This is a genomic window from Streptomyces sp. NPDC053079 (genome assembly GCF_044546695.1).
In the GTDB taxonomy this organism is placed as follows: domain Bacteria; phylum Actinomycetota; class Actinomycetes; order Streptomycetales; family Streptomycetaceae; genus Streptomyces.
Genome location: NZ_JBITZJ010000006.1, coordinates 1 through 26,494 on the forward strand (window position 1 = coordinate 1; position 26,494 = coordinate 26,494).

Annotated in this window: 17 protein-coding genes and 2 rRNA genes; 8 read left to right on the top strand and 11 right to left on the bottom strand. The window is 70.5% G+C overall.

What is annotated here, in order from left to right; translation table 11 throughout:
- The 3 genes from ACIGXW_RS22215 to ACIGXW_RS22225 form a co-directional block, all read right to left on the bottom strand.
- A 23S ribosomal RNA gene (locus tag ACIGXW_RS22215) occupies nt 1-332 on the bottom strand; the annotation flags it as partial.
- A 280-nt stretch (nt 333-612) separates the two neighbouring features.
- Nucleotides 613-2,136: ribosomal RNA gene (locus ACIGXW_RS22220) — 16S ribosomal RNA — on the bottom strand.
- Between the two features lie 597 nt (nt 2,137-2,733).
- Nucleotides 2,734-3,282, bottom strand: a complete 549-nt coding sequence (locus ACIGXW_RS22225; RefSeq protein ID WP_071965546.1) for a MarR family transcriptional regulator — start codon at nt 3,280-3,282, stop codon at nt 2,734-2,736.
- A 100-nt stretch (nt 3,283-3,382) separates the two neighbouring features.
- Between ACIGXW_RS22225 and ACIGXW_RS22230 the strand changes: the two genes are divergently transcribed.
- Nucleotides 3,383-4,717 (top strand): MFS transporter, encoded by a 1,335-nt coding sequence (locus tag ACIGXW_RS22230; RefSeq protein WP_399574674.1) that lies wholly within the window; start codon nt 3,383-3,385, stop codon nt 4,715-4,717.
- A 104-nt stretch (nt 4,718-4,821) separates the two neighbouring features.
- Here the strand turns inward: ACIGXW_RS22230 and ACIGXW_RS22235 are convergent, their stop codons facing one another.
- Nucleotides 4,822-6,567, bottom strand: coding sequence for a SpoIIE family protein phosphatase (locus ACIGXW_RS22235; RefSeq protein WP_399574676.1), 1,746 nt, complete (start codon nt 6,565-6,567; stop codon nt 4,822-4,824).
- 263 nt (nt 6,568-6,830) lie between these two features.
- Nucleotides 6,831-8,126 (bottom strand): NAD(P)/FAD-dependent oxidoreductase, encoded by a 1,296-nt coding sequence (locus ACIGXW_RS22240; protein ID WP_399575108.1) that lies wholly within the window; start codon nt 8,124-8,126, stop codon nt 6,831-6,833.
- Between the two features lie 626 nt (nt 8,127-8,752).
- Here ACIGXW_RS22240 and ACIGXW_RS22245 point away from each other — a divergent pair.
- Complete coding sequence (locus ACIGXW_RS22245) at nt 8,753-9,514, top strand: helix-turn-helix domain-containing protein (RefSeq protein ID WP_071965715.1); 762 nt, start codon at nt 8,753-8,755, stop codon at nt 9,512-9,514.
- 204 nt (nt 9,515-9,718) lie between these two features.
- Nucleotides 9,719-11,875 carry a sigma-70 family RNA polymerase sigma factor gene (locus ACIGXW_RS22250; protein WP_399574678.1) on the top strand — a complete coding sequence of 719 codons (2,157 nt, stop codon included), beginning with the start codon at nt 9,719-9,721 and terminating at the stop codon, nt 11,873-11,875.
- A gap of 39 nt (nt 11,876-11,914) precedes the next feature.
- On the opposite strand, the gene ACIGXW_RS22255 is transcribed toward ACIGXW_RS22250, so the two are convergent.
- Nucleotides 11,915-14,200 carry an asparagine synthase-related protein gene (locus ACIGXW_RS22255; protein ID WP_399574679.1) on the bottom strand — a complete coding sequence of 762 codons (2,286 nt, stop codon included), beginning with the start codon at nt 14,198-14,200 and terminating at the stop codon, nt 11,915-11,917.
- Nucleotides 14,201-14,904: 704 nt separating this feature from the next.
- Between ACIGXW_RS22255 and ACIGXW_RS22260 the strand changes: the two genes are divergently transcribed.
- Entirely contained in the window at nt 14,905-16,428 is a 1,524-nt protein-coding gene (locus ACIGXW_RS22260) for an MFS transporter (protein WP_399574681.1), read from the top strand.
- 183 nt (nt 16,429-16,611) lie between these two features.
- Nucleotides 16,612-17,820 (top strand): L-2-hydroxyglutarate oxidase, encoded by a 1,209-nt coding sequence (lhgO, locus tag ACIGXW_RS22265; RefSeq protein ID WP_399574683.1) that lies wholly within the window; start codon nt 16,612-16,614, stop codon nt 17,818-17,820.
- 62 nt (nt 17,821-17,882) lie between these two features.
- On the opposite strand, the gene ACIGXW_RS22270 is transcribed toward lhgO, so the two are convergent.
- On the bottom strand, nt 17,883-18,776 hold the full coding sequence (locus ACIGXW_RS22270; protein WP_399574685.1) for a glycoside hydrolase family 16 protein: 894 nt from the start codon (nt 18,774-18,776) through the stop codon (nt 17,883-17,885).
- A 293-nt stretch (nt 18,777-19,069) separates the two neighbouring features.
- Between ACIGXW_RS22270 and trmB the strand changes: the two genes are divergently transcribed.
- Nucleotides 19,070-19,894: a tRNA (guanosine(46)-N7)-methyltransferase TrmB gene (gene trmB / locus ACIGXW_RS22275; protein ID WP_360913318.1), complete on the top strand. Its 825-nt coding sequence runs from the start codon at nt 19,070-19,072 to the stop codon at nt 19,892-19,894.
- Nucleotides 19,895-19,982: 88 nt separating this feature from the next.
- On the top strand, nt 19,983-21,338 hold the full coding sequence (locus tag ACIGXW_RS22280; protein ID WP_399574687.1) for a PrsW family intramembrane metalloprotease: 1,356 nt from the start codon (nt 19,983-19,985) through the stop codon (nt 21,336-21,338).
- A 24-nt stretch (nt 21,339-21,362) separates the two neighbouring features.
- Here the strand turns inward: ACIGXW_RS22280 and ACIGXW_RS22285 are convergent, their stop codons facing one another.
- Both ACIGXW_RS22285 and ACIGXW_RS22290 read right to left on the bottom strand, forming a co-directional pair.
- Entirely contained in the window at nt 21,363-22,316 is a 954-nt protein-coding gene (locus ACIGXW_RS22285; RefSeq protein WP_399574688.1) for a YDG/SRA domain-containing protein, read from the bottom strand.
- Nucleotides 22,317-22,436: 120 nt separating this feature from the next.
- Complete coding sequence (locus ACIGXW_RS22290; protein ID WP_399574689.1) at nt 22,437-23,501, bottom strand: methyltransferase; 1,065 nt, start codon at nt 23,499-23,501, stop codon at nt 22,437-22,439.
- 140 nt (nt 23,502-23,641) lie between these two features.
- On the opposite strand from ACIGXW_RS22290, the gene ACIGXW_RS22295 reads away from it, so the two are divergent.
- On the top strand, nt 23,642-23,956 hold the full coding sequence (locus ACIGXW_RS22295) for a hypothetical protein (RefSeq protein WP_360913312.1): 315 nt from the start codon (nt 23,642-23,644) through the stop codon (nt 23,954-23,956).
- A gap of 62 nt (nt 23,957-24,018) precedes the next feature.
- On the opposite strand, the gene ACIGXW_RS22300 is transcribed toward ACIGXW_RS22295, so the two are convergent.
- Together ACIGXW_RS22300 and ACIGXW_RS22305 are read right to left on the bottom strand one after the other, a co-directional pair.
- Nucleotides 24,019-24,963 (bottom strand): aldo/keto reductase, encoded by a 945-nt coding sequence (locus ACIGXW_RS22300; RefSeq protein ID WP_399574691.1) that lies wholly within the window; start codon nt 24,961-24,963, stop codon nt 24,019-24,021.
- A gap of 29 nt (nt 24,964-24,992) precedes the next feature.
- Nucleotides 24,993-26,471 carry an MFS transporter gene (locus ACIGXW_RS22305; RefSeq protein WP_399574693.1) on the bottom strand — a complete coding sequence of 493 codons (1,479 nt, stop codon included), beginning with the start codon at nt 26,469-26,471 and terminating at the stop codon, nt 24,993-24,995.
- Nucleotides 26,472-26,494: the final 23 nt, after the last annotated feature.

The window sequence follows — 26,494 nt, forward strand, 5'->3', positions numbered from 1 at the left end:
AAAAGAGATCCCACAACCCCGCATGCGCAACCCCTGCCGGGTATCACACACATACGGTTTGGCCTCATCCAGTTTCGCTCGCCACTACTCCCGGAATCACGGTTGTTTTCTCTTCCTGCGGGTACTGAGATGTTTCACTTCCCCGCGTTCCCTCCACACTGCCTATGTGTTCAGCAGCGGGTGACAGCCCATGACGACTGCCGGGTTTCCCCATTCGGACACCCCCGGATCAAAGCTCGGTTGACAGCTCCCCGGGGCCTATCGCGGCCTCCCACGTCCTTCATCGGTTCCTGGTGCCAAGGCATCCACCGTGCGCCCTTAAAAACTTGGCCACAGATGCTCGCGTCCACTGTGCAGTTCTCAAGCAACGACCAGCCACCCATCACCCCGACGCTAACCGCATCGAGTGCACTGGGGCCGGCATCGCGAAGGTTCGAAACTTACGTTCCGTACCCTCAGATACCCAACAGCGTGCCCGACCCAGCCTTTCAAGATTCACGTTCCACGCCGAAGCAGTACTAGCGATCCCTCAAAACTGTGCCGAATAGTCAACGTTCCACCCATGAGCAACCGTGCGAGTCATTCGCTCGCAGTCGGCTATGTGCTCCTTAGAAAGGAGGTGATCCAGCCGCACCTTCCGGTACGGCTACCTTGTTACGACTTCGTCCCAATCGCCAGTCCCACCTTCGACGGCTCCCTCCACAAGGGTTGGGCCACCGGCTTCGGGTGTTACCGACTTTCGTGACGTGACGGGCGGTGTGTACAAGGCCCGGGAACGTATTCACCGCAGCAATGCTGATCTGCGATTACTAGCAACTCCAACTTCATGGGGTCGAGTTGCAGACCCCAATCCGAACTGAGACCGGCTTTTTGAGATTCGCTCCACCTCACGGCATCGCAGCTCATTGTACCGGCCATTGTAGCACGTGTGCAGCCCAAGACATAAGGGGCATGATGACTTGACGTCGTCCCCACCTTCCTCCGAGTTGACCCCGGCAGTCTCCTGTGAGTCCCCATCACCCCGAAGGGCATGCTGGCAACACAGAACAAGGGTTGCGCTCGTTGCGGGACTTAACCCAACATCTCACGACACGAGCTGACGACAGCCATGCACCACCTGTATACCGACCACAAGGGGGCGACCATCTCTGGCCGTTTCCGGTATATGTCAAGCCTTGGTAAGGTTCTTCGCGTTGCGTCGAATTAAGCCACATGCTCCGCTGCTTGTGCGGGCCCCCGTCAATTCCTTTGAGTTTTAGCCTTGCGGCCGTACTCCCCAGGCGGGGAACTTAATGCGTTAGCTGCGGCACCGACGACGTGGAATGTCGCCAACACCTAGTTCCCAACGTTTACGGCGTGGACTACCAGGGTATCTAATCCTGTTCGCTCCCCACGCTTTCGCTCCTCAGCGTCAGTAATGGCCCAGAGATCCGCCTTCGCCACCGGTGTTCCTCCTGATATCTGCGCATTTCACCGCTACACCAGGAATTCCGATCTCCCCTACCACACTCTAGCCTGCCCGTATCGAATGCAGACCCGGGGTTAAGCCCCGGGCTTTCACATCCGACGCAACAAGCCGCCTACGAGCTCTTTACGCCCAATAATTCCGGACAACGCTTGCGCCCTACGTATTACCGCGGCTGCTGGCACGTAGTTAGCCGGCGCTTCTTCTGCAGGTACCGTCACTCTCGCTTCTTCCCTGCTGAAAGAGGTTTACAACCCGAAGGCCGTCATCCCTCACGCGGCGTCGCTGCATCAGGCTTTCGCCCATTGTGCAATATTCCCCACTGCTGCCTCCCGTAGGAGTCTGGGCCGTGTCTCAGTCCCAGTGTGGCCGGTCGCCCTCTCAGGCCGGCTACCCGTCGTCGCCTTGGTAGGCCATTACCCCACCAACAAGCTGATAGGCCGCGGGCTCATCCTTCACCGCCGGAGCTTTCCACCCACCGAGATGCCTCGGCAGGTCGTATCCGGTATTAGACCCCGTTTCCAGGGCTTGTCCCAGAGTGAAGGGCAGATTGCCCACGTGTTACTCACCCGTTCGCCACTAATCCACCCCGAAGGGCTTCATCGTTCGACTTGCATGTGTTAAGCACGCCGCCAGCGTTCGTCCTGAGCCAGGATCAAACTCTCCGTGAATGTTTACCGGTAATCCGGTGCACACTCGCGTTGAGCGGAACAACCAGGCGGAATAGGCCCGGTCGTTCACAGCGTCCTCGCTGTGTGTTTGCCTACCCGTCCCGAAGGACCGGCAGGACTTTCAAAGGAACCGCGTCCCGATCCTTACGGACCAGGGACGGGGTATTTTATAGTCTGGCGTTGACTTTTGGCACGCTGTTGAGTTCTCAAGGAACGGACGCTTCCTTTGTACTCACCCTCTCGGGCTTTCCTCCGGGCGCTTCCCTTCGGTATTTCGTGTTTCCAACCTTACCAGATCCGTTTTCCAGTCCGTTTCCGGTCCGAATTCCGTTTCCGGCCCCCTGTTGGAGCGGGGTTTCTCGCGCCTTCCGGCGTGATCACTACTTTAGCGGATTTCCCCGGCGACTCCTAATCGGAGTCCCGAGCCATCCCGTTCCGTATTCCGGCACGCCGAAATACTTCCCGTTCAGGGACCGTGCAGTGGTGATTGCCGCCGATGCGACTCGAGTGGCCGCCCCGGAAGCCTTACGGCTCCGTGACAACTCGGAGAACACTACGGATGCGCCGTACCCGTGTCAACCCGGGCCTGGCGGTCCGTCAGTCGAGGTCGTTGAGGCGCCCGCCGGCATCCGGCTGGGCCTCTTCCACACGGCGGAGCAGGCGGGTGAGCATCGCGCCGAGCTGTCCGCGCTCCTCGCCGGAGAGGTCCTGGAGCAGTTCCTCCTCGAAGACCGTGGCCATGCGCAGGCCCTCCAGCCACTTGGCGCGCCCCTCCTCCGTAATGCCGACGATCACGCGCACGCGGTTGTTCTCGTCGCGCTCGCGGGTGACCAGGCCCTCCGTGACCATGCGGTCGATCCGGTGGGTCATGGCGGCGGGGGTGAGGCCGAGCCGCTTGGCGAGCTCGCCGGGGCCCAGGCGGTAGGGGTCGCCGGCGAGGACGAGGGCCTTCAGGACCTCCCACTCGGCGTTGCTTATGCCGAGCTCGGCGGTCTGGCGCCCGTACGCGACGTTCATGCGTCGGTTGAGGCGGCTGAGGGCCGAGACCACGCGCTCGACCTGGGGGTCGAGGCCCTGGAATTCGCGCTGGTAGGCGGCGATCTGCTCGTCGAGGCTCAGCTCGGACGGCTCGGGGGTGTCAGCCATGAGCGGCAGTATGACAGAAACCATTCGCGCTAAAGCCCTTCACCATGTACTGTTTAGCTTCGAAGTTTAGGTTCGAAGTCTTCAAGTTCAAGGGGTGAGTGTGACCACCGCGATGGGCGCAGCACTGCGTCGGATCCAGTTGGGCAACGCGCTGAGCGCGTTCGGCAGCGGCTTCACGGTTCCGTTCCTGTTCGTCTATGTGGCGCAGGTGCGGGACCTCGGCGCGAGCACGGCGGGGATCGTGCTGGCGACGTTCGCCGTGGCCGCGCTCGTCGTGCTGCCTTTCATCGGTCGGTTCATCGACCGGCGGGGTCCGCTGCCTGTTGCCGTCGCGGGTACGGTCGCGGCCGCCGTGGGTTCGCTGGGGATGGGGCTCGCGAGCAGCCAGTGGCTGGTCGTCGCTGCGGCGGCCGCGCTGGGTGCGGGTATAGCGGTCATCCAGCCGTCGCTGGCGACGATGATCGTGTGGTGTTCGACGCCGACGACCCGTTCGCGGGCGTTCGCGATGCAGTTCTTCCTCAACAACCTGGGTCTGGGCGTCGGCGGTCTGCTGGGCGGCCAGCTGGTGGACACCTCGAACCCGTCGAGCTTCGTGCGGCTCTTCGCGATCGAGTCGGTGATGTTCCTGGTGCTGGGTGCGGCGGTCGCGACCGTGCGGCTGCCCCGGGCGCCGAAGGTCGAGGATGCGGTTCCGACGGATCCGTCGGCTGCTCGCGGGTGGCGGACGCTGCTGGGTGACCGGGCCATGGTGCAGCTGTGTGTGCTGGGCTTCGTGATGTTCTTCGCCTGCTACGGACAGTTCGAGTCGGGGCTCGCGGCCTTCGCCGTGGAGGTCACCAGGATTTCGCCCGCGACGCTCGGCATCGCCCTCGCGGCGAACACCGCGGCGATCGTCCTCGCTCAGTTCGTCGTCCTGAAGCTGGTCGAGCGGCGCCGGCGGAGCCGGGTCATCGCGCTGGTCGGGCTGATCTGGGCGGCGGCGTGGATCGCGGCCGGGGTCTCGGGTCTGGTGCCGGGGGCGCACGGTGTGGCGACCGCGCTGCTGATCTCCACCTATGCGCTCTTCGGTATCGGTGAGTCGATGCTGTCGCCGACGATGGCTCCGCTGGTGGCGGACCTGGCGCCGGCGCGGCTGGTGGGCCAGTACAACTCGGCCTTCGCCCTGGTGAAGCAGCTGGCGCTGGCCGTGGGTCCGGCGGCGGGCGGTCTGATGGCGGGGGCGGGCATGTACGTCGCGTACATCCTGGTGCTGGTCGTCTGCTCGCTCGGCATCTCGGTGCTGGCGCTGCGGCTGGGTCGCCGCCTCACGCTGGAGCAGGACAATCCGCTCGTTGCCCGGGCGCGGCGCACCGAGGCCGTGGCCAAGGCGACGGCCAAGGTCAATGCTGCCGGGGCTGCCGCCGAGGCCGGCGAGCGCGTGCCCGTAGCGGCGTGAGCCCGGGCGCGTAGAAGTAGGTATAGGGGGGAGAAGGGCCCGGGCCTGAAGTCGTGACTTCTGGCCCGGGCCCTTCTCCGTTCCCCATCCGTCGCCATCCGTCCCTATCCGTGTGCCGCCGGAAGGGCGAATTCGCACCAGACCGCCTTGCCGCCGCCGGGTGTGCGGCGTGAGCCCCATGACGAGGCGATGGTGGCGATGATCGAGATGCCGCGGCCGGCTTCGTCGGCCGGTTCGGCGCGGCGGCGGCGCGGGAGGTGGTCGTCGCCGTCGGTGACCTCGATGATCAGGCGGCGGTCGGTGCGGCGCAGGCGCAGCCGCATGGGTGGTGTGCCGTGCTGGAGGGAATTGGCCACCAGCTCGCTCGTGGCCAGGACGCCCAGGTCGCGGAGCTCGGTGGGGAAGCGCCAGCTGGCGAGGACGCCCGAGGCGAAGGCGCGGGCGCGCGGTGCTGCTTCTACTCCGCCGAGGAGCTCGAGTGCGGCGTTGTGGAAGAGCTCGGCGTCGTGGCCGGTGCGGGCGGGGTGCTGGAGTACGAGGAGGGCGACGTCGTCGTCGTGGTCCTGGGTGACGCCGAGGGCACGGATGAGGCGGTCGCACATGACCTGGGGTGAGCCGGTCGCGCCGGCGAAGGCGCGCTCGAGGGCGGCGACGCCTTCGTCGATATCCTCGTCGCGCCGTTCGACGAGGCCGTCCGTATAGAGGACGGCGCTGGAGCCGGGTACGAGGGGCATGGTGGCGGAGGTGTGCAGCCAGCCGCCGGTGCCGAGCGGGGGGCCGGTGGGTTCGGCGGCGCGGCGGACGGTGCCGTCTGGGTCGCGGACGAGGATGGGCAGGTGGCCCGCGGAGGCGTAGACGAGGCGGCCCTCGTTGGGGTCGTGGACGGCGTAGACGCAGGTGGCGATCTGGGTGGCGTCGATTTCGGCGGCGAGGCCGTCGAGGAGTTGCAGGACTTCGTGGGGCGGCAGGTCGAGGCGGGCGTAGGCCCGTACGGCCGTGCGCAGCTGGCCCATGACGGCGGCGGCGCGTACGCCGCGGCCCATGACGTCGCCGATGACGAGGGCGGTGCGGCCGGCGCCGAGGGTGATGACGTCGTACCAGTCGCCGCCGACGGCGGTGTCCTTGCCGCCGGGCTGGTAGGTGGCGGCGACCCGTAGGTCGTCGGGTTGTTCCAGCTCTTGGGGGAGCAGGCTGCGCTGGAGGGTGACGGCGGCTTCGCGCTGGCGGCGTTCGCTGGCGCGCAGTCGCTCGGCCGCTTCGACCTGGTCGGTGACGTCGGCGGCGAAGACGAGGACGCCGCGCTGGGCGCCGGTGCTCTCACCGACGTCGATCGGGGAGCAGGTGAAGGTGTAGTAGCCGTGCCGGCCGTGGTCGGCGGTGGCGGGGACGGTGACGCGGCGGGACTTGACCGTGCGGGGTTTGCCGCTGCGCAGGACCTGGTCCATCAGGGGGAGCAGGCCGAGGGCTTCGAGCTCGGGGAGGGCGTCGCGGGCGGGGGTGCCGGGCGGGCGGGGGCCGAAGAGGGCGGCGTAGGCGTCGTTGACGTAGGCGATGCGGTGGTCGGGGCCGTAGACGACGGCGGCGAGGGCCGGGATCTTGCCCAGGACGTCATGGGCGGAGAGCCCGTCGAGGCTGGGGACGGGCGCGGGCTCGGCGTCGGGGGGCGGGGGGCTCTCGGCGCGTGCGGCGGGCACGGATCCGATGCCCGGGCCGGCTGCGGTGCTCGCACCGGCGGCGGTCGCGTCCGGGGTGGTGGGCTGGGGTGGGGTGGCGGGGGAGGTGCGGCCGGCGCGTGCCGCTGCTCGGCGCTGTGTGCCGGGGAGCCGGGCGCTCCAGCGGGTGAAGTTCACTGAGGATTACCTCGCGGAGTCGTTCCGGATCAGCTCGGCGATGTGGGGTGGCGGAGCCGCGCGTCCTGCAGGGGGGCGCGTTGGGCGGTGTGGGGGCCGGCCCGGGAGAATGCAGCAAACGTCCGAATCCTCATGATTGTTACTCTTCGCAGATACCAGCCCACTCATGGTCACACGACCAGTGTGGCCGACCGGACTGACATCCGTCAGACGCCGTGTCCGATGCGGGTGTCCCGGGGCCCGGTGCGGGCCTGCGACCTGCTTCAACTCGCTTCCGGGTGACGTCCCGTACCGGCGGCGAGTTCGAATTCGGCCCGGGGGTTTTCCAGCGAGCCGAGCGAGACGATCTCGCGTTTGAACAGTCCGGCGAGGGTCCATTCGGCCAGGACGCGGGCCTTGCGGTTGAAGGTGGGCACCCGGCTGAGGTGGTAGGCGCGGTGCATGAGCCATGCGGGGTAGCCCTTGAGCTTCTTGCCGTACACGTGTGCGACGCCTTGGTGGAAGCCCAGGGAGGCGACCGAGCCGACGTACTTGTGCCGGTAGTCGCGCGGTTCGCCGCCGCGCAGGGAGGCGATGAGGTTCCGGGCGAGGACCTTGGCCTGGCGGACGGCGTGCTGGGCGTTGGGGGCGCAGGTCGTGCCGGGTTCGTCGGCGGTGACGTCCGGGACGGCGGCCGCGTCCCCCGCCGCCCAGGCGTGCTCGACGCCGTCCACGCGCAGGGCCGCCGTGCACGTGATCCGCCCGCGTTCGTCGAGCGGCAGGTCGGTGGCGGCGAGGACGGGGTGCGGTTTGACGCCGGCGGTCCATACGAGCGTACGGGTGGGGAAGCGCGAGCCGTCGCTGAGCACGGCGACGCGGTTCTCGCAGGAGTCGAGGCGCGTGTCGAGGCGTACGTCGATGTTGCGGCCGCGCAGTTCGCGGATCGCGTACTGGCCCATCTCCTCTCCCACTTCGGGGAGGATGCGGCCGGTGGCCTCGACCAGGATGAACTTCAGATCCTCGGGTTCGATGTTGTGGTAGTAGCGGGAGGCGTAGCGGGCCATGTCCTCCAGCTCGGCCAGCGCTTCGACGCCCGCGTAGCCGCCGCCGACGAAGACGAAGGTGAGGGCGGCGTCGCGGACTTCGGGGTCGCGGGTGGAGGAGGCGATGTCCATCTGTTCGAGGACGTGGTTGCGCAGGCCGATGGCCTCCTCGACCGTCTTGAAGCCGATGCCGTGGTCGGCGAGGCCGGGGGCAGGGAGGGTGCGGGAGACCGATCCCGGGGCGATGACCAGTTCGTCGTAGTGCAGCTCGATGGGGCCGGTGCCCTCTTCCTCGGTGGCGAGGGTCTTGACCCTGGCGGTGCGTTTGGCGTGGTCGAGGGAGGTGACCTCGCCGGTGAGGACCTCGCACTCGTCCAGGGTGCGGCGCAGCGGGACGACGACGTGCCGGGGCGAGATGGAGCCGGCGGCGGCCTCGGGGAGGAAGGGCTGGTAGGTCATGTACGGCTCGGGGGCGACGACCAGGATGTCGGCCTCGCCCCGCCTGAGTTTCCGCTGGAGGTGGAGGGCGGTGTACATCCCGACGTAACCGCCGCCGACGATCAGGATGCGTACGGGGCCGGGGGCGTTGCCCGCGTCGGCCGTAGGTGCGGCCTCGGGGGCGGGTGCGGGGGTACGGGCGGGGGTGGGGGTGCTGCCGGGGTCGGGGGTGCGGGCGGGAGCGGCTTGTTCCGCACCGTCCTTCCGTGGCTCGCGATCCCTGTGTTGCTCGCGATCCTCCCGCGCCTTCTGTTCCTCCTGCCCTTCCCGCGCCGGTCGGTTCACCAAAGCCCCTTCCTCCTGGCTGTTGTCCGCGCGTCGTCCTCGCGTTGTGGCACAGCTCCTTCCCATGACGCATCGCCATCAATGGTTTGTCCACAGGCCGAGCGAAATGTATGACCGGTCGCGGAGCTGATCCGTCCGTGTTGAAGATGACGTTCCGGAGAGAAGGCGCGCAGGTCAGACGGGATGCGCAGGGGTGGTGAGGTGGTGCAGAATCAAGGGGGATCAGGCCTGTACTCCAATCGGGGGTGGCCTGTGCGGAGCTACCCCCTTCTTTCTTGACCTGGGCTCAACTATGTTCGTACTCCGTCGGGGTGTCGAGACACGCCCCGGCAGTCAGGGCGGGGAGTCTCCGGGGGGAGACGTCATAACCGGGGGAACGTATGCACATTCAGGGCTCTCATTGGTCTGCCGCTGTCGCGACGACGTCTGACGGCGCTGGTGGCCGTAATACGCCGTTGCGCGTGGATGCTCAGCGCAATCTGGAACATGTGCTGCGGGCGGCTCGCGAGGTCTTCGGCGAGCTGGGGTACGGGGCGCCGATGGAGGACGTGGCGCGCCGGGCCCGGGTGGGTGTGGGGACGGTCTACCGCCGCTTCCCCAGCAAGGACGTGCTGGTCCGGCGCATAGCCGAGGAGGAGACGGCACGGCTGACCGAGCAGGCGCGGACGGCGCTGGGGCAGGAGGACGAGCCGTGGTCGGCGCTGTCCCGGTTCCTGCGCACCTCCGTCGCGTCGGGCGCGGGCCGGCTGCTGCCGCCGCAGGTGCTGCGCGTCGGCGTCGAGGGCGAGTCCGAGGAGCACCGGGTCCAGGCCCAGGTGCCCGACCGGGCTCGGGTGCCGCAGCAGCGGCAGCCGGGTGTCGCCGGCGGTCAGCTGCACGAACTGCGGCTGGTCGAACAGCGACCGACGGCCGTGGACGAGCGGGACGACGCGGGCGCGGCAGCACTGCTGGAGGTCGTGGGCCGGCTGGTGGACCGCGCACGGTCGGCCGGGCAGTTGCGCGCGGACGTGACGGTCGCGGACGTGCTGCTGGTGATAGCGACGGCGGCGCCGTCGCTGCCCGACGCGGCGCAGCAGGCTGCGGCTTCCTCGCGGCTGCTCGACATCCTGCTGGAAGGCCTGCGCTCACGCCCGGTGGAGTAGGCCACCCCGAAGGAACCGTGCTGCGGCTGCCCCGGAAACGGGCAGGCATTCGGTAAGCCTCATCCTTTCGTGTGACCACCCGTGCTCCGCCTTGCGAACGGAACCCGGACGAGTGGTTGCCGTTCGTGCAGTGATCCTGGCGCATTCCCGTGTGCCACGCTGGCCGGTATTCGAGTGTGCCGGCGTGTACGGGGAGCCTGCGCTATGGGCGTTGACGGGCGGGAAGAACCGCGCGGGAGCGATGAGACGGACGAACCTCCGCCGCAGCACAGGGTGCCCGGTCAGGGAGGACCACCCGGTCTTCCCTCCGGCGCCCCGGCTGACCATTCCTTCGAGGATGTCGATCCATTCGAGTCCTTCCAATCCGACCCGCTGGAACTGTGGAGCGGCACCCTCGACACGGGGGTGCCGCAGCAGCGGGACGGCGGCCGGGCGGGCCCGGACACGGGTGGGTCCGGCGTTCCCGTCGGCTCCGACCCCTGTACCGGTGGCGGTGAGCCGACCGATGATGCCGATGTGCAGGACGACCCGGATGCGCCACCGTCCGACCTCGAGCTGGTCACCCGGCTGCGCGGGGGCGAGAGCAGTGACGCGTACGAGGAGCTGTACCGGCGGCATGCCGACGCGGTGCGCCGGTACGCCCGTACCTGCTGCCGTGACGACCACACCGCCGAGGATCTGACCAACGAGGTCTTCACCACCACCCTGCAGGCGGTACGGCGCGGCGCGGGCCCGGACTCGGCGGTACGGGCGTATCTGCTGACCACCGTGCGGCGGGTCGCGGCGGCCTGGGGCAAGACGGCCAGGCGTGAGCAACTGGTCGAGGACTTCGCGGTCTTCGCCACCTCGGCGGCGGCTCCTTCCGTGGCGGCCGATGACGACACGCTCGGCCTGGGCGCGGACGTGCGGGCGATGCAGGAGGCCGAGGAGTCACTGGCCGTGCAGGCGTTCCGGAGCCTGCCCGAGCGGTGGCAGACGGTTCTGTGGCACACGACCGTGGAGGAGGAATCACCGAGCGAGGTCGCACCACTGCTCGGGCTGAGCGCCAACGCCACCGCGGTGCTGGCGCACCGGGCCCGGGAAGGGCTGAAGCAGGCCTATCTGCAGGCCCATGTCAGCACCTCGCTGACGTCCGGCGGGGACTGTGCGCGGTACGCGGACCGGCTGGGCGCCTATGCGCGCGGCAGGCTGCGCACCCGGGCCGAGCGTGGGATGCGCAAGCACCTCGAGACCTGTGCGAGGTGCCGGTCGGCGGCGCTCGAGATCGCCGACGTCAACGAGCGGCTGCGCACGCTGCTGCCGGCGGCGGTCATCGGGTGGTTCGCCGCCGGGTGGTCGGTCAAGGCAGTGACCGGCCTTGCCGCGGGGGCGGCGGGGGCCGGAGCGGGTGCGGTAGCGGGAGGGGTGGGGGGCGGGGGGGCGGGGGCGGCCCCCGGGGCTGCTTCCGCTTCTGCCGGCTCCGCTTCGGCGGGCTCCGGGTCCGGGTCCGCTTCGGTGGTGGGCGAGGGGCTGGGGGTGCCGGCGAAGGTCGGGCTCGCGGCGGGGGCCCTGGCCGCGGCGGGGGCCGTCATCGCGTACGCCCTCGCGGCCGGTGCGCCCGCGCCGCACGAAAGACCGCGGGCGGCCAGGACCACGGCGGCCCCGGTCGTACCGGCGCCCGTCCCGAAGCCGAGGGCGAGCCTGACCGCGTCACCGGCCCCGACCATGGCACCGGCGCTGGCCGCGAAGCCGGCGTCCCCGAAGCCGACGCCGAGTCCGACGCCGAGCGCCAGCGCGTCGCCCACCCCGCGATCCCCGGAGCCGCAGCCGTCGGCGAGCCGGGCCACGCCCACCGCCGTTCCCCCGCCCACGCCGAGCCCGGCACCCACCACGCCCCGGCCCACTCCCCCGCCCCCTCCCCGCACGTCGACGGTCTACCAGCTCAACGAGCTGGAGTACGGCCGTATCGGTGACGGCACGGAGCCGGAGGTACGGCTGGGCGGCAGCAGCTGGCTGTGGCAGCGGTACGGGCTGCGGGTGGGCGGCACGACATACCGGCACGGCGTCAGCGCCCATGCCTCGTCGTCGGTGACGATCGACCTGAACCGTTCCTGCACGTCCTACGACGCGGTGGTCGGCGTGGACGACATGTCTCTCGGCCTCGGCGCGGTCACCTTCTCCGTCTATGCGGACGGCAGCCGCCTGTGGAGCTCGGGCCTGGTGCGCGGCGGCCGGCCCGCCGTCCCCGTGCACGCGCCCCTGTCGGGCCGCAGGACGCTCCGGCTGGTCGTGGAACCTCGCTCCCCCGCCGACCGTGTGGCGGTCGCGGACTGGGCGATGTCCCGCATCAGCTGCGAGGAGGGCCGGGCCTCCGGCTCGTAGGGCTCCGCCGGCTCGTGCCAGTGGGCACCAGCTGGACAGTCACAGGCTGGGCCATGCCGGTGCCCCGCCCGCCACCGCCCATTGGCGCGAGGCCGCGGCCGCGCCTGTGCCCGTGCCCGTGCCCGTCCAGCACGTACCTCGGCGGGCGAGCAGGCGGCGCAGCCAGACCTCGGTCGCAACGAGTTCGGCGAGCCCGTCCAGGGGAACGGGGGCTCCTTCGGCGGCGGCGCGCAGTGCGTCCCGTACGACGCCGGCCTCGACCAGGCCGACGTCGGCGAGAAGCGGTGCGTCGAAGAGGTCCGTCAGCGTCGGCAGCGCTGCTCTGAGGCCCGCTCGTGCTTCCGCGGCGTGGGAGGCGTGGGAGGGGGCGCCCCAGCCGGGTGGCAGTTCGCGGATGCCCGCGCCGGTCAGGACGGCGCGCAGGACGGATGCGCGCGCCCCCGGCTGGACGCGGAGCGTCTCGGGGAGGGCGCGGCAGGCTCGTACGACCTCGTTGTCGAGGAAGGGGGCGTGCAGGCGTTGGCCATGGGCCTCGGCGACTTGTTCGAAGACGCGGTGGTCCGCCGCGTGGCGGCTGAGGGCGGCGGCTGCGCGCCGTTCGCCCGGGCGTTGCGGCAGTCCCGTCGGCCGGACGGCCGCGGCCTGCAGGCGAACCGATACTTCAGCGAGCGCCTCGCCCGTGAGCCACCGCGCGGCGGGCCCGGGCCTGCACCAGGTGAGCGCCGCCAGGGAGGCGTCCACGGCCCCGGCCTCCGCCGTGCCGAACCCGGGCCCCAGCAGCCTTGCCGCGGTCTCCTCCAGACCTTCCCGGTACGTCGTGCGGGCCAGTCGGCGCGCTGCCCGGTAGACCGTGAAGGGGACGAACAGCGAGTGCGCCGAGGAGCCGTCGGCCCGCGCCAGAGCGGAGACGGGGCGCAGGAGGAACCGTCGCCGGCGGTCCATCAGCAGGTCGGCGAGGCGCGCCGGATGGGCGTCCAGGACCTGGCGGGCGCCGTGTCCGACGAAGTGGTCGGCGCTGCCTGCGGCCAGGCGTCGCCGGTGCCGGGCGGCGGCGACGATGGCGGGGCCGGGTTCGTCGGTGAGCGGCCCGCTGTTCAGGTAGGCGTACGGCAGCGCTTCCGCTCCCGCCGCGACGATGACGTGGTGCAGGCGGGGGTTGGCGGCGATGGCGCGGGCCCGTTCGAGTTCGGATTCGCGGGCGCGGCCGCCGCCGGCCGCGAGGTCGTTGAACGTGACGGCAAGCAGCCGCTCCCCCGCCGCCGTGCCGAGCCCGACGGGCGTGCCCGGGATGCCCGGCAGGCCGGCCGCCAGGAGCGCCAGGGTGCCGGACGCGCTGCCTCCGGAGAGGTCCGCGCCGACGCCGGGGGCGGGGCCTGCGTGGGCGCCGCGCTGCCGGTACGGGCCGCTGCCGGGTACGGGCCCGGGGCCGGGCGGCCCGTGCTGCGTCACGTGGCGGGGGGCGGTGAGCCGGGTGCGTACGGCCTCGACCAGGGCGTCGCGTACGTCCTCGACGGCTTGTGTCGCGTCGAGTTGGGGCGCTGCGACGGCGAGCGAGGTCGTGGGTTCGTAGCCGGTGATGTCGCGTGCGCCGTCGCGCAGCACCAGCGCGTGGCCGGGCGGCACGCGTCGGACTCCCCTGTACGGGGTGGCGTCGGCGAGCGCTTCGGGTGAGTCGGGGCACGCGAGCAGTGCGGCGAGGTATCCGATGTCGAGCTGGGCCTCGACGAGGTCGGCGAGGGGCAGTGCGGCCGTGGCGTAGGCGGTGCCGCCGGACCACGCCGTGTGGAAGACGGGCCGGGCTCCGGCGAGGTCTCCGGCGATGGTCAGGCGGCGGCCGACCTGGGCGACGGCGGTGTAGCTGCCGGGCCAGGCGGTGAGGTGGCGCAGTGCTCCGCCGCGTGCCGCGAGGAGGCCGGCGCGCAGGGCGTCGTCGCTCGCGCCGCAGCGGCCGAGTACGGCGAGGCGGGTGGTGGAGTCGGGGCGGGAAGCGGCACGGGAGTCGGCGCGCGGGTCGGCGCGGATGACGCGTACTTCGTCGGGGCGCCAGTCCCCGACGGCCCACAGGGGGGCGGGGTCGCCCCATAGGAGCCGGGCGCCGACGGGGTGGACGGTGGGGGGTCCCTGGCCTGTGGTGCCGTGTGCGCCTGGTGTGCCGGGCATGCCTGGTGTGCCTGGTGTGTCGTATGCACCTGTCGCGCTGGACGCGCCCGGCGCGCCCGGCACACCTGTCGCGTCCGTCCCGCCTGCCCCGGCCGTCGCGCCTGCGCCTCGCGCATCGGGGCGGGTTCCGGCGGCGGCGCAGCTCCACCCCACCAACCAGCGCATCGCCGCCTCCACAGGCTGTGGACAACCAACCGGTGGCTGTCATCAGGTAGCAGTCATCATGCACAGCGGGACGTCGGTTGCGACATCCGGCAGCAGCACATGATTGCGGCGTCGGGGCCGCCAACTCACTTCACAACTGCGGAAGGTGGCGTTTCGTCACGGTTCGTACGGGACCTCGGGCAGTGGGTTCGTGACGTGCGTCGAGCGCCGGCCAAAGGGGCCCGACCGCCCCATCCGTCCCCCTCGGCGCATGTCCCGGTCCGGGCCTTACGGCCGGATCCGGCCAAAATACGGGCGTCCGCTTACGGCAGGGCCGCTGAAGGTTGAAGGCGTCGGAGCGACTGAAGGAGGCGCCCTTACAGGCCCCGCGATGTCACAGTCCGGGAGGCGCGAGCCACCTCCCGGACCGTTCCGCCGCCCGCGGGGAATGAGGCGGCGGCTTCCCCCAGCCCACTGGATCCAGTACAGCGGGCCGACCCACGCTCCTCCATGGAACCGCCGGCCGGGTTGGCGCGGACAGAGCGCACGGTGGGCGCACGGCCACACTCAACCGGAGCACGTGCCCCTCAATGCACGCACATACAGACCAGAATCTCGCCATCCGGGACATCGCCTCTTAACGGTCGGGATGCGGCGAACTACGCTGGGTTTACGAATGCCTCGTGCCTATGCCGGGGCGGGCGTCGTGTTGTCGAGGGGTGCTCATGTCCAGGGAGCCACGCGGGCCGAACGAGAAGCTGGGCACTGTCCTCGCCCTCGCAGGGATCAGCAACGCCGGTCTCGCGCGCAGGGTCAACGACCTCGGTGCGCAGCGGGGATTGACCCTTCGCTACGACAAGACCTCGGTCGCCCGGTGGGTGTCCAAGGGCATGGTGCCGCAGGGGGCCGCCCCGCATCTGATCGCGGCGGCCATAGCGGCGAAGCTGGGGCGTCCGGTGCCGCTGCACGAGATCGGGCTGGCGGACGCCGATCCGGCGCCGGAGGTCGGGCTCTCCTTTCCGCGCGATGTCGGCCAGGCGGTGCGGTCCGCGACGGAGCTCTACCGGCTGGATCTGGCCGGTCGGCGCGGGGGTGGGGGCATCTGGCAGAGTCTGGCCGGATCCTTCTCCGTCAGCGCGTACTCCACGCCGGCGTCGCGTTGGCTGATAACCCCCGCCGACAGCTCGGTGGCGCGTGAACCGCTGCAGGCGGCCCGGGAGGCCCCGGGCGGGCCCGGGGCGGGCGCGAACGGCTCCGGGGCGGCCCAGAGCCCTGGGGCGGCGGGTGGCGGCGGGACAGCGGGTGGCGGCGGTCCGGACGCGGGCTTAGCGCAGCGTGTCGGCCACAGCGATGTGACCAAGCTGCGGGAAGCCGCCGACGACGCCCGCCGCTGGGACTCCAAGTACGGTGGCGGCGACTGGCGTTCGTCGATGGTCCCCGAGTGTCTGCGCGTCGACGCGGCGCCATTGCTGCTGGGTTCGTACAGCGACGAGGTGGGGCGTGCGCTGTTCGGTGCGACGGCCGAACTGACACGGCTGGCGGGGTGGATGGCCTTCGACACCGGTCAGCAGGAGGCGGCCCAGCGCTACTACATCCAGGCGCTGCGGCTGGCCCGTGCGGCGGCGGACGTCCCGCTGGGCGGGTACGTCCTGGCGTCGATGAGCCTGCAGGCCACGTACCGGGGCTACGCGGACGAGGGGGTGGACCTCGCCCAGGCGGCCCTGGAGCGCAATCGCGGCCTGGCGACGGCCCGCACGATGAGCTTCTTCCGGCTGGTCGAGGCGCGTGCGCAGGCGAAGGCGGGGGATGCGCCGGCCTGCGGTGCGGCGCTCAAGGCGGCCGAGGGGTGGCTGGAGCGGGCCCGTCCGGGCGACGCCGACCCGTCGTGGCTGGATTTCTACAGCCATGAGCGGTTCGCGGCCGACGCGGCCGAGTGCTACCGCGATCTGCGGATGCCACGGCAGGTACAGCGCTTCACGGAGCAGGCACTGGCCCGGCCGACGGAGGAGTTCGTACGCTCGCACGGCCTGCGGCTGGTGGTGTCGGCGGTGGCCGAGCTGGAGTCGGGGAACCTGGACGCGGCGTGCGCGGCGGGGGCGCGGGCGGTGGAGGTCGCGGGACGGATCTCGTCGGCCCGTACGACCGAGTACGTACGCGATCTGCTGCACCGGCTGGAGCCGTACGGGAACGAGCCCCGGGTGGTGGAGCTGCGCGAGCGGGCCCGCCCGCTGCTCGTCGCCCCGGCGTGAGCGAGCTCCTCGCTGTGATCGACCACTGCGATCGACCACTGTGATCAATCTTGTGATCAGGCGTGATTCCATCCGGCATCCCGTTGTCAGTGGTACAGGTCATGATGGGATCCGTGGGTGAGGCGCTGAGGGTGAGTCCGGCGAGGGCGGGGCGCGGCTGCGCGTGCGCGGGGAGGTGACGTGATGGCGACGTACGACTGCGATGTGCTGGTGGTCGGGGGCGGGATCGTGGGCCTGTCGACGGCGTACGCCCTCACGCGTGCCGCGCCGGGTACGCGCGTCGTGGTGCTGGAGAAGGAGGACGGCCCGGCCCGCCATCAGACCGGGCGGAACAGCGGTGTGATCCACAGCGGGATCTACTACACGCCGGGGTCGCTCAAGGCGCGGTTCGCGGTGCGGGGCGCGGCGGAGATGGTGAAGTTCTGCGCCGAGTACGGGCTGCCGCACGAGGTGACCGGCAAGCTGATCGTCGCCACCGACCGCGGCGAGCTGCCCCGGCTGCACGCCCTGGTGCAGCGCGGCCGGGAGAACGGCATTCCGGTGCGGGAGCTGGGCCCGGCGCAGATAGCGGAGTACGAACCCGAGGTGCGCGGCATCGGCGCCATCCACGTCGGCACGACGGGGGTGTGCGACTACGGCGCGGTGGCGGCGCGGCTGGCGCGGCTGGCGGAGGACGCCGGGGCCTCGGTGCGGTACGGCGCGGAGGTGCGGACCGTCGGGCGGCGGGGTGCGGTCGTCGCGGTGCGCACGGCGCGGGGCGAGGTGGTGCGGGGCCGGGCTCTGGTCAACTGCGCGGGGCTGTACAGCGATCATGTGGCGCGGCTGGCCGGCGACGACCCCCAGATGCGGATCGTGCCCTTCCGGGGTGAGTACTTCGAGCTGGCCGCCGACCGTACGGATCTGGTGCGCGGTCTGGTCTATCCGGTGCCCGACCCGGCCTTCCCCTTCCTCGGGGTCCATCTCACCCGGGGCATCGACGGCTCGGTCCACGTGGGTCCGAACGCGGTGCCGGCGCTGGCGCGGGAGGGGTACGACTGGGGCACGGTGCGGCCGGCGGAGCTGGCGGGGACGGTGGCGTTCCCGGGCAGCTGGCGGATAGCCCGGCGCCACTGGCGGTACGGGGCGGGCGAGGTGCGGCGCTCGCTGTCCAAGGCGGCCTTCACGGCGGCGGTGCGGCGGCTGCTGCCGCACGTGCGGGAGGAGGACCTGATACCCGCGCCGGCGGGGGTGCGGGCGCAGGCGGTGCTGCGGGACGGGACGCTGGTGGACGACTTCCTGTTCGCGGAGTCGCCGCGGATGGTGCATGTGCTCAACGCGCCCTCGCCGGCCGCGACGGCATCGCTGCCGATCGGCCGGGAGGTGGCACGCAGAGTGCTGGCGGGCTTGGCGTAGAGCGGGGGCGCGGGGGCGGGCCGTGGGCTTGTGGGCTGTGGGCCGTGGGGCCGGTTCCCGGGTCAGCGCCCTGGGGACCCTGGGGCGTAGACGCGCACGTAGTCGACCAGCATGCGCGAGGGGAAGGGGGTGGAGGCGTCGGGCGGGCCGGGCCAGTCGCCGCCTACCGCGAGGTTGAGGAGAAGGTAGTGGGGGTGGTCGAACACCCACTTCTGCCCGCGCTTGAGCTGCCCGGAGTGGGCGGTGCCGTAGGGCTTGCCGTCGAGGTACCAGGTGATCGTGCCCGGCATCCAGTCGACGCGGTAGGTGTGGAAGCCGTCGGAGAGGCTTCTGCCGCTGGGCAGGGCGGTGTGCGTCTCGATGCCCTGCGCGACGTAGCCGGGGCCGTGGATGGTGCCGTGCACCATGCCGGGCTGTCGGCCAAGGGCCTCCATGACGTCGATCTCGCCGTTGCCGGGCCAGGTGACCTTGTCGGAGTTCGCGCCGAGCATCCAGAAGGCGGGCCACAGCCCCCGTCCCCGGGGGATCTTGATGCGGGCCTCGAAGCGTCCGTAGGCCCGGGCGAACTTCCCCTTGGTCTTGATCCGCGCCGAGGTGATGTCGCAGGGCCCGAACCTGCAGAACCTGCTGCGCACCCTCTCGTGGCGGGCGGTGATGGCGAGGCTGCCGTGGCCGTCGAGGGAGACGTTGCGGGGCCGGTCGGTGTAGTACTGCCACTCGTGGTTGCCCCACTGGGGCTCCCCGCCCCGGTCGAAGACCCACTTGGCCCGGTCGGGGCGGCGGTGGGCGGGCCCGCGGAATTCATCGGACCAGATCAGGCGCCATGCGGTGGGGGTGGCGGGGGTTGTGGGGGCGGCGGTGGCCCGCTTCCGCGGGGCGGCGTCGTCACCGGCGTGCTGACGGGCCGGGGAGCAGCCCGCGATCAGCACGGCGGCGGCCGTGGACAGGGCCGCCACGCGCAGCGCGAGGGTGAAGAAGCGGAGGCGGGGGCGAGGGGGAGAGGGAGGGCTGGGGCGGGAGCTTGGGCTTGGGCTTGGGCGCAGTCGCATAGGAGGTTCCGTCTGAGGGGTTCCGTCGAAAGATTCCGTCGCGCGGGAAGAGGTGTTCCGCCCCGGCGGGCCGAGCCATGAAAATCGTATGAGCGGTGACCTGCACCGGCCGGGCTCACCACGCCCATGGGTCACACCATCGGCCCACCGGATTTCCGGCCCCCCTGCTTTGCGGCGGCCGCCCGTAGACTTGAGGAACTGTGTCCGAGAATCACGCCCCCACCACGCCCGTCACCGGCCCGGCGCCGGTACCGGCGCCTGCCGCTCCCGCCGCTCCTGCCCGTAACCGGCGGGAGCCGATGTTCCCCGACGGCCCCGCGCCGGATCCGGCCGGCTCGCACCACGAGCGCCGCATCCGTTCGTTCCAGCCGCGCCGCAGCCGGGTCACGACCGGGCAGGGCGAGGCACTGCGCCGCCTGTGGCCCACGTGGGGCCTGGACATCGACGGTCTGAGCCGCCTGGACCTCGGTGAGCTGTTCGGCGACCCGAAGCTGCCGGTCGTCCTGGAGATCGGCTTCGGCATGGGCGAGGCCACGGCGCAGATGGCCGCGGCCGATCCCGGCACGGGCATCCTGGCCTGCGACGTCCACACCCCCGGCCAGGGCAACCTGCTCAATCTCGCCGAGCAGAACGGCCTGAACAACGTCCGGGTGGCGAACGGCGACGCGATCATCCTGCTGCGCGAGATGCTCGCCCCCGACGCCCTCGCCGGGATCCGCGTGTACTTCCCGGACCCGTGGCCGAAGAAGCGGCACCACAAGCGCCGGCTGATCCAGCCGGAGTTCCTGGCGCTGGCCGCGACGCGCGTCGCGCCGGGCGGTCTGCTGCACTGTGCGACGGACTGGGAGCCCTACGCCGAGCAGATGCTCGAGGTGCTCTCGGCCAGCCCGTACTTCGAGAACACCCAGGCCGACGGCGGCTACGCCCCGCGCCCGGAGTTCCGCCCGCTGACGCGGTTCGAGGGCCAGGGCCTGGACAAGGGCCACGTGGTGCACGACCTGCTGTTCCGCCGCCGCGCGGCGTAGGCGGGGCCGGGCTGCTGGGACGGTCGGCCAAGGCCGGCGGGACGGAAAACGGTCCCGGGTCGGTCCGCGCCTTGGTTAGGGTCGTCGCGTGCATGAGCCCCCGCCTTTCCAGCAGCCGCAGCACCCGCTCCCGCCGACGTTCGGGCATTACAAGCCCCGTCGGGCCCTGTGGGACACCCTCTGGGACAACAAGGCGGTGCGCGTCGGCGGCCTTGTCCTGCTGCTCGCGCTCTGCGGGCTGGTCATCCTCGCGCTCGTCCGTGAGCAGACCGGCACCGAGGGCTTCCTGGTGGGCCTGGGCCTCGCCGTGCTGCCCGTGCCACTGCTCATAGCCGCGTTCCGCTGGATGGACCGCGTCGAGCCGAAACCGTGGCGGAACCTGGCCTTCGCCTTCGCCTGGGGCTCCTGCGCGGCGACCCTCGTCTCACTGCTGGCCAACGGCTACGCCACGAAGTGGCTCCTGACCACCGTCGACGTCGCACAGGGCGCCGACGCCTCCACGTGGGGTGCGACGTTCGTCGCCCCGGTCGTCGAGGAGAGCGGCAAGGCCGCGGCGGTGCTCCTGCTCTACCTCTTCCGGCGGCGCGACTTCAACGGCATCGTCGACGGCGTGGTGATCGCCGGCATCACCGCCACGGGCTTCGCCTTCACGGAGAACATCCTCTACCTCGGCAACGCCTTCGCCTCCGACCAGAGCTTCGGCTACACGGGCCTGCGGTCGACGACGGCGGCGACGTTCTTCGTCCGCGTGCTGATGTCGCCGTTCGCGCACCCGCTCTTCACATCGATGACGGGCCTGGGCTTCGGCATAGCCGCAGCGCTCCCACAGCGCCGCCGAGTGCTCCGCGTACTGATCCCGGTGCTGGCCCTGCTGACCGCGATGCTGCTGCACGGCGTGTGGAACGGCTCCGCGAGCCTGCCGGGCGGCGGCTTCCTGATCGTCTACGCGCTGTTCATGGTCCCGGTCTTCGGCGTCCTGACCTGGCTGACGATCTGGTCCCGCCAGAACGAGCTCCGCACCATACGCGCCCACCTCCCTGCCTACCAGGCCGCTGGCTGGCTCACCCCGCCCGAGCCCCTGGCCCTGTCCTCGATGCGCGCCCGCGGCATAGCCCGCGACCTGGCCCGCCGCACCGGCGGCCCGGCCGCGGCCCGCACCGTGGCGGAGTACATATCCTTCGCCACGTCCCTGGCCTTCCTCCGCCACCGCGCCTACCGCGGCACCCCGTCCCCCGACTTCACGGCCCGCGAGCAGGAACTCCTCCACCACCTGTGGCACCGCAAGTCCGTGGCCCAGCCGGCCCTGGCCCAGGCAACGGCGGTGGTACCGCAGCCGTTCGCGCCGGTGGCGGTACCGGTACAGGGGTGGGGGGCACCGGTGCCGCCTACGGGAGGGCCGAGCGCGCCTACGGGGGCGGGGTGGCAGCGGGGGCAGGGGTGGTAGCTATGCGCGACCGGCCAGGAATCGCTAGTGGTCCACGTCAGGGACACCCTCATTCGACAAGCGATCAGCCCACCGGGACCGGTGTTGGCGTACGCAGTCGACCCTTATGTTGTGCTCCTTCACTCGGTTCAGGGCAACGATGAACTTGTTCGTTAGGCCATCGATGACGTCGAGACCGTCAGTGAGTTGAAGGGCTCCTCGGTCGAACCGGGCATGGCAGTTCGGGCAGAGGCAGAGCACGTTCCAGATCTTGTCGGCTCCATGGTGAGGCTTACCCAAGGCTTGAATGTGGGCAGCCTCGCTGTACGCGTCCCCGTCGGGCGATACGACCAGTCGAGTCTGGCAAATTTGGCACGTATTGTCATAGAGCCCCTTCACCTCATGAACGACGGCCGAGTCCCGCCTCAGCCGTTCATAGGTGACTGTCTGCCTCACCTGGGCTTCGAAGTCGGTTTCCGTGTCAGTACCAGCAGAAACGGGCTGAGGCTTGGCCGTCTCGCCAGGCGCCAGCTTGAGTAGCTTGAACTGACAAACCCGAAAGCCCTCTTTCCCGATGGTTATCCAGCTGTCAGCAACTCGGAAGAGGCCGCAGTACTCATAGCCCCCTGTTGGCTTGCGCCGCTTCTTTCCCCTGATGTCGAGCCCTCGGATCACGCGAACCGGGTTACCGAGGGCTCGATTGAGGAGCAGGCCAGCATTCCCTGGAGAGTCCATGGACTGATCAGCTACGTGCCGGGTCCTGGTTTCGTCCAGTCCGCCCTCACCCGTATAGATGATCTCTGACTCTCCATAGACGTCATCGACGTAGCCGCCCGAAAGAACGATGGAGTCCACCCCATCCCTTGCGGTGCCAGAGATTCCCCTACCGAGCTGGCGGTGTACCCCTGCGGCATGGAGCTCTGCATGCCCCTTGAACCGCTGCCCCTCAACCACCCCAGGCGGGGTGCCAAAAGATACCCGCTTCGACGCGTTCACCATGGCCAAATACTGTCAACTCGCGATCACCTCGGCACACAGCCGAACAAAATTGTGAGCACGCACACAAAGAGTCGCGCGAATTCGCTTGCTGCCAGTGCCACTTGACCTGCAGCTGCCCGGTTAGGCCACCCCCTCCACCACCGACAGCACCGTCCCCGTAGGAACCACCCCCGTCAGCCGCAGCCCCGCCTCCGCGAACAGACGCGCGAAGTCCGCCTCCGTGCGTTCACGCCCCACCAGGGAGGCCATCATCATCAGGTCCAGCGTCTTGCCCTGGTGAGGGGCGTTGTCCTGGGGGAGGACCGCGTCGATGGCGAGGACGCGGCCGCCCGGACGCATCGCGCGGCGGCAGTTGCTGAGGATCGTCATGCATTGGGTGTCGTCCCAGTCGTGGAGGATGCGTTTGAGGAGGTAGACGTCGCCCGGTGGGGCCGCTGTGAAGAAGTCGCCTTCCTGTACGGACCAGCGGCCCTTCGTCTCCGGGGTGTCCAGGCGGTGGCCCGCCAGGACGTGGGGGCGGTCGTAGAGGATGCCGTGGAGGCCGGGGTGGGTGCGCAGGGCGGCGAGGAGGAGGCCGCCGTGGCCGCCGCCCACGTCCACGACGACCGTGGCCTTTTCGGGGAAGGGGCAGGCTTCGGCGATGGGCTGGTTCTCCGCGTCCGACATGGAGGCCATGCCCTCGTGGAAGATCGCGGCGGTCTGCGCGTCCTGCGTGAAGTGGTCGAAGAACGGCATGCCGAAGATGCGGTCGAACGCCGAGGTGCCCTCCTTCAGGCAGCGCGTCATCTCCCCCGCCGGCAGCCACATGGTCCGGTCCGTGATCATCAGGATCGCCGACCGGACGGGTACGGGCGCGTCGGACCGTAGCGCGTCGCCGGCCCGCGTCAGGCGGAACCGGCCCTGGTCGTCCTCCTCGAACAGGCCCCGGGTCGCCAGCAGGCGAAGGACGCGGTGGAGGTTGTCCGCGTCGGTGCCGGTCGCCTTCGCCAGGTCCGCCGGCGTGCGGGGGCCGTCGCTCAAGTGGTCCGCGACCCCCACCTCGGCCGCCGCACGCAGCGCGGCGGGAAACAGGAAGCCCAGGGCCTCCTCGATCAGGAGGGCGGCACTCCGCCGCCCCTCGGCCTCGCCACTCTCATTGGTCCCGCCGCTCTCGTGGCTCTCTTCGGGCTCACCGGCGTCGTTCACTTGAACCACCTCCGCGCGATAAGGGCATCGCGCCCAGCATGGCAGTCGCCGGGGTGTCGTCCCAGGGTGCGTCCGGCCCTCCGGGCAGCCGGAGTTAGCCTGCATGAGGCAGATCGTCTCTTGATGCGGAGGTCCCGGTAATGGCGACAGCAGGAGCACGGATTCCGGCATCCCTCGTGGCGGCCGGCGGGCTCGTTGGCGGGTACGGCGTGGCCCGGTGGACCAAGAAGCGGCCGCTCGGTGGGGTGGCGCTCGCGGCGGCCGGAGCCGTGGCCGCCAAGGAGTGGCACCAGAAGGCCGGCGCCGGTGCGGCCGCCGCGCTCAGCGGGCTGTACGTCGCCGCGTTCGCCGGCTCCCACCCGCTGGCGAAGAAGATCGGCGCCTGGCCTTCGGTCTTCGCCGTCGCCGGGGCCGTCGCGCTGGCCTCCTGGGCCGTGGAGCGGCGCGAGGGGTGACCGACCGGGGGAAGCAGGGGCCGAGGGGGCACGCCTCCCTGGCCCCCTGTGGCCCCCGCCCCCTACGCCGACGCCTCCGTCAGGCGTCCCAGCTCCGCCTCCGTCAGCTCCAGGTCCACGAACGCCAGCAGCGGCCGAAGCTGCTCCACCGTACGGGCGCTCGCCAGCGGCGTCGCCACCGTCGGCCGGGCCGCGAGCCAGGCCAGGGCCACCGTGGCGGGCTCGGCGTCGTGGGCCGCGGCCACCTCGTCCAGGGCGGCGAGGACCTTCAGGCCCCGCTCCGACTCCAGATGCCCGGCCGCGCCCTCCGACCGGGCGCTGTCGACCGTCGTGCCCGGACGGTACTTGCCGGTGAGGAAGCCCGAGGCCAGGGCGAAGTACGGGACCGCGGCCAGGCCGTGCGCGGCGGCCACGTCCGCCAGTTCGCCCTCGTAGGTGTCGCGGGAGACCAGGTTGTAGTGGGGCTGGATCGCCACATACTTCGCGAGGCCGGAGCGGTCCGAGAACTCCAGGGACCGCCGCAGCCGGTCCGCGGAGATGTTGGAGGCGGCGATCTCGCGGACCTTGCCCTCCTTCACCAGCCCGTCCAGCGTCGCGATGATGTCCTCGACCGACTGGGACGTGTCGTCGACATGCGTGTAGTAGAGGTCGATGTAATCCGTACGGAGGCGGCGCAGCGACGCCTCGACGCCCGTCTTGATGGTGTCCGCCGCCAGGCCGCGGTGTACGGGCATGCCGTGCCCGATCTTGGTGGCGACGACGATGTCGTCGCGGTTGCCGCGCGCGGCGAGCCAGTTGCCGATGACGGTCTCGGACTCGCCGCCCTCGTTGCCCGGCGCCCAGGCCGAGTAGACGTCCGCGGTGTCGATGAAATTGCCGCCCGCCTCCGCGTAGGAGTCGAGGACGGCGAAGGACTGCTTCTCGTCCGCCGTCCAGCCGAAGACGTTGCCGCCGAGGGACAGCGGGTGGACGGAGAGTGTGCCGATCTTCCGGTGATTGTCAGCCATGCGGAATCTCAACGCCCTTACCGGAACGGTTATTCCGCCGGCGCGGGGGCCGGGGAGGGCAGGGGATCCGGGGAGTGGACGGACAGGGGGGCGGCGATGTCCTCGAGGGAGCGGCCTTCCGCCCGTACGGCCAGGAACGCGGCGACCACGCCGCCCATGCACATCAGGGCCGCGCCGATGTCGAAGGCCAGCACGGTGTCGCCGACGACGCCGCTCTGCGTCAGTGCGGAGAAGAGCAGCGGGCCGCTGATGCCGCCCGCCGCCGTGCCCACCGCGTAGAAGAAGGCGATGGCCATGGCCCGGGTCTCCATCGGGAAGATCTCGGACACGGTGAGGTACGCGCTGCTCGCGCCCGCCGAGGCGAAGAAGAGGACGACCGCCCAACAGGCGGTGAGCGTCACCGCATTCAGATGCCCGGCGCCGAAGAGCCAGGCGGTGCCGAAGAGCAGCACGCCGGCCAGCAGATACGTCGAGGAGATCATGATGCGCCGGCCGACGGTGTCGAAGAGCTTGCCGAGGAACAGCGGGCCGAGGAAGTTGCCGACCGCTATGACGGCGAAGAAGTAGCCGGTGTGCGAGGTGGAGACGCCGAAGAAGCGCGTGAGGATGGCGCCGAAGCCGAAGGTGATCGCGTTGTAGAGGAAGGCCTGGCCGATGAAGAGGGCAAGCCCGAGGGCGGCTCTGCTGCGGTAGTCGGAGAAGACGGTGCGGGCGATGTCGCGGAAGCCGAAGCTCTCCCGCTGCCGGATGACGAGCCTGCCCTTGGCGGGCGGCAGCGGGGTGCCCTTCTCCGCCTCGATGCGCTTTTCGATCGTCGTGACCAGGGCTTCGGCTTCTTCGGCTCTGCCATGGATGAACAGCCAGCGTGGACTTTCCGGCACATGGCGTCGTACGAGCAGGATCACCAGGCCCAGGATGACGCCGAGCCCGAAGGTCAGCCGCCAGCCGACGTCCTTGGCGAAGATGCTGGTGTCGAGCATGAGTATCGACAGCAGGGAGCCGGCGATCGCGCCGAGCCAGAAGCTGCCGTTGATGATGAGGTCGACGCGGCCCCGGTAGACGGCGGGGATCAGTTCGTCGATGGCGGAGTTGATGGCCGCGTACTCGCCGCCGATGCCGAAGCCCGTCAGGAAGCGGAAGAGGAAGAACCACCAGGAGTGGTACGACAGCGCGGTCAGCGCGGTCGCGGTCAGATAGACCGCGAGCGTGACCATGAAGAGTCTTTTACGGCCGAAGAGATCGGTCAGCCGGCCGAAGAACAGTGCGCCGGAGCAGGCTCCCGCGACATAGAGGGCGGCCGCCAGGCCCGTCACCCCGCCCGAGGTGATCGACAGGCCGCTGCCCTGTTCGGAGAGGCGGCCGGCGATGTTCCCGACGACCGTCACCTCCAGGCCGTCCAGGATCCACACGGTCCCGAGGCCGATCACCACGGTCCAGTGCCACCGGGACCAGGGCAGCCGGTCCAGGCGGGAAGGCACGGACGTGGTGATCGTCGGGGTCGTCGTCACATGTGCTGATTTCCCGATCGCAC

Excerpts from the sequence above, each read along its gene's own strand:
- ACIGXW_RS22295 (WP_360913312.1), top strand. The coding sequence starts at position 23,642 with ATGGCGACAGCAGGAGCACGGATTCCGGCATCCCTCGTGGCGGCCGGC.
- ACIGXW_RS22255 (WP_399574679.1), bottom strand. The coding sequence starts at position 14,200 with ATGCGCTGGTTGGTGGGGTGGAGCTGCGCCGCCGCCGGAACCCGCCCC.
- ACIGXW_RS22285 (WP_399574688.1), bottom strand. The coding sequence starts at position 22,316 with ATGGTGAACGCGTCGAAGCGGGTATCTTTTGGCACCCCGCCTGGGGTG.
- ACIGXW_RS22245 (WP_071965715.1), top strand. The coding sequence starts at position 8,753 with ATGCACATTCAGGGCTCTCATTGGTCTGCCGCTGTCGCGACGACGTCT.
- ACIGXW_RS22250 (WP_399574678.1), top strand. The coding sequence starts at position 9,719 with ATGGGCGTTGACGGGCGGGAAGAACCGCGCGGGAGCGATGAGACGGAC.
- ACIGXW_RS22260 (WP_399574681.1), top strand. The coding sequence starts at position 14,905 with ATGTCCAGGGAGCCACGCGGGCCGAACGAGAAGCTGGGCACTGTCCTC.
- ACIGXW_RS22225 (WP_071965546.1), bottom strand. The coding sequence starts at position 3,282 with ATGGCTGACACCCCCGAGCCGTCCGAGCTGAGCCTCGACGAGCAGATC.
- ACIGXW_RS22240 (WP_399575108.1), bottom strand. The coding sequence starts at position 8,126 with ATGTACACCGCCCTCCACCTCCAGCGGAAACTCAGGCGGGGCGAGGCC.
- lhgO (WP_399574683.1), top strand. The coding sequence starts at position 16,612 with ATGGCGACGTACGACTGCGATGTGCTGGTGGTCGGGGGCGGGATCGTG.
- ACIGXW_RS22300 (WP_399574691.1), bottom strand. The coding sequence starts at position 24,963 with ATGGCTGACAATCACCGGAAGATCGGCACACTCTCCGTCCACCCGCTG.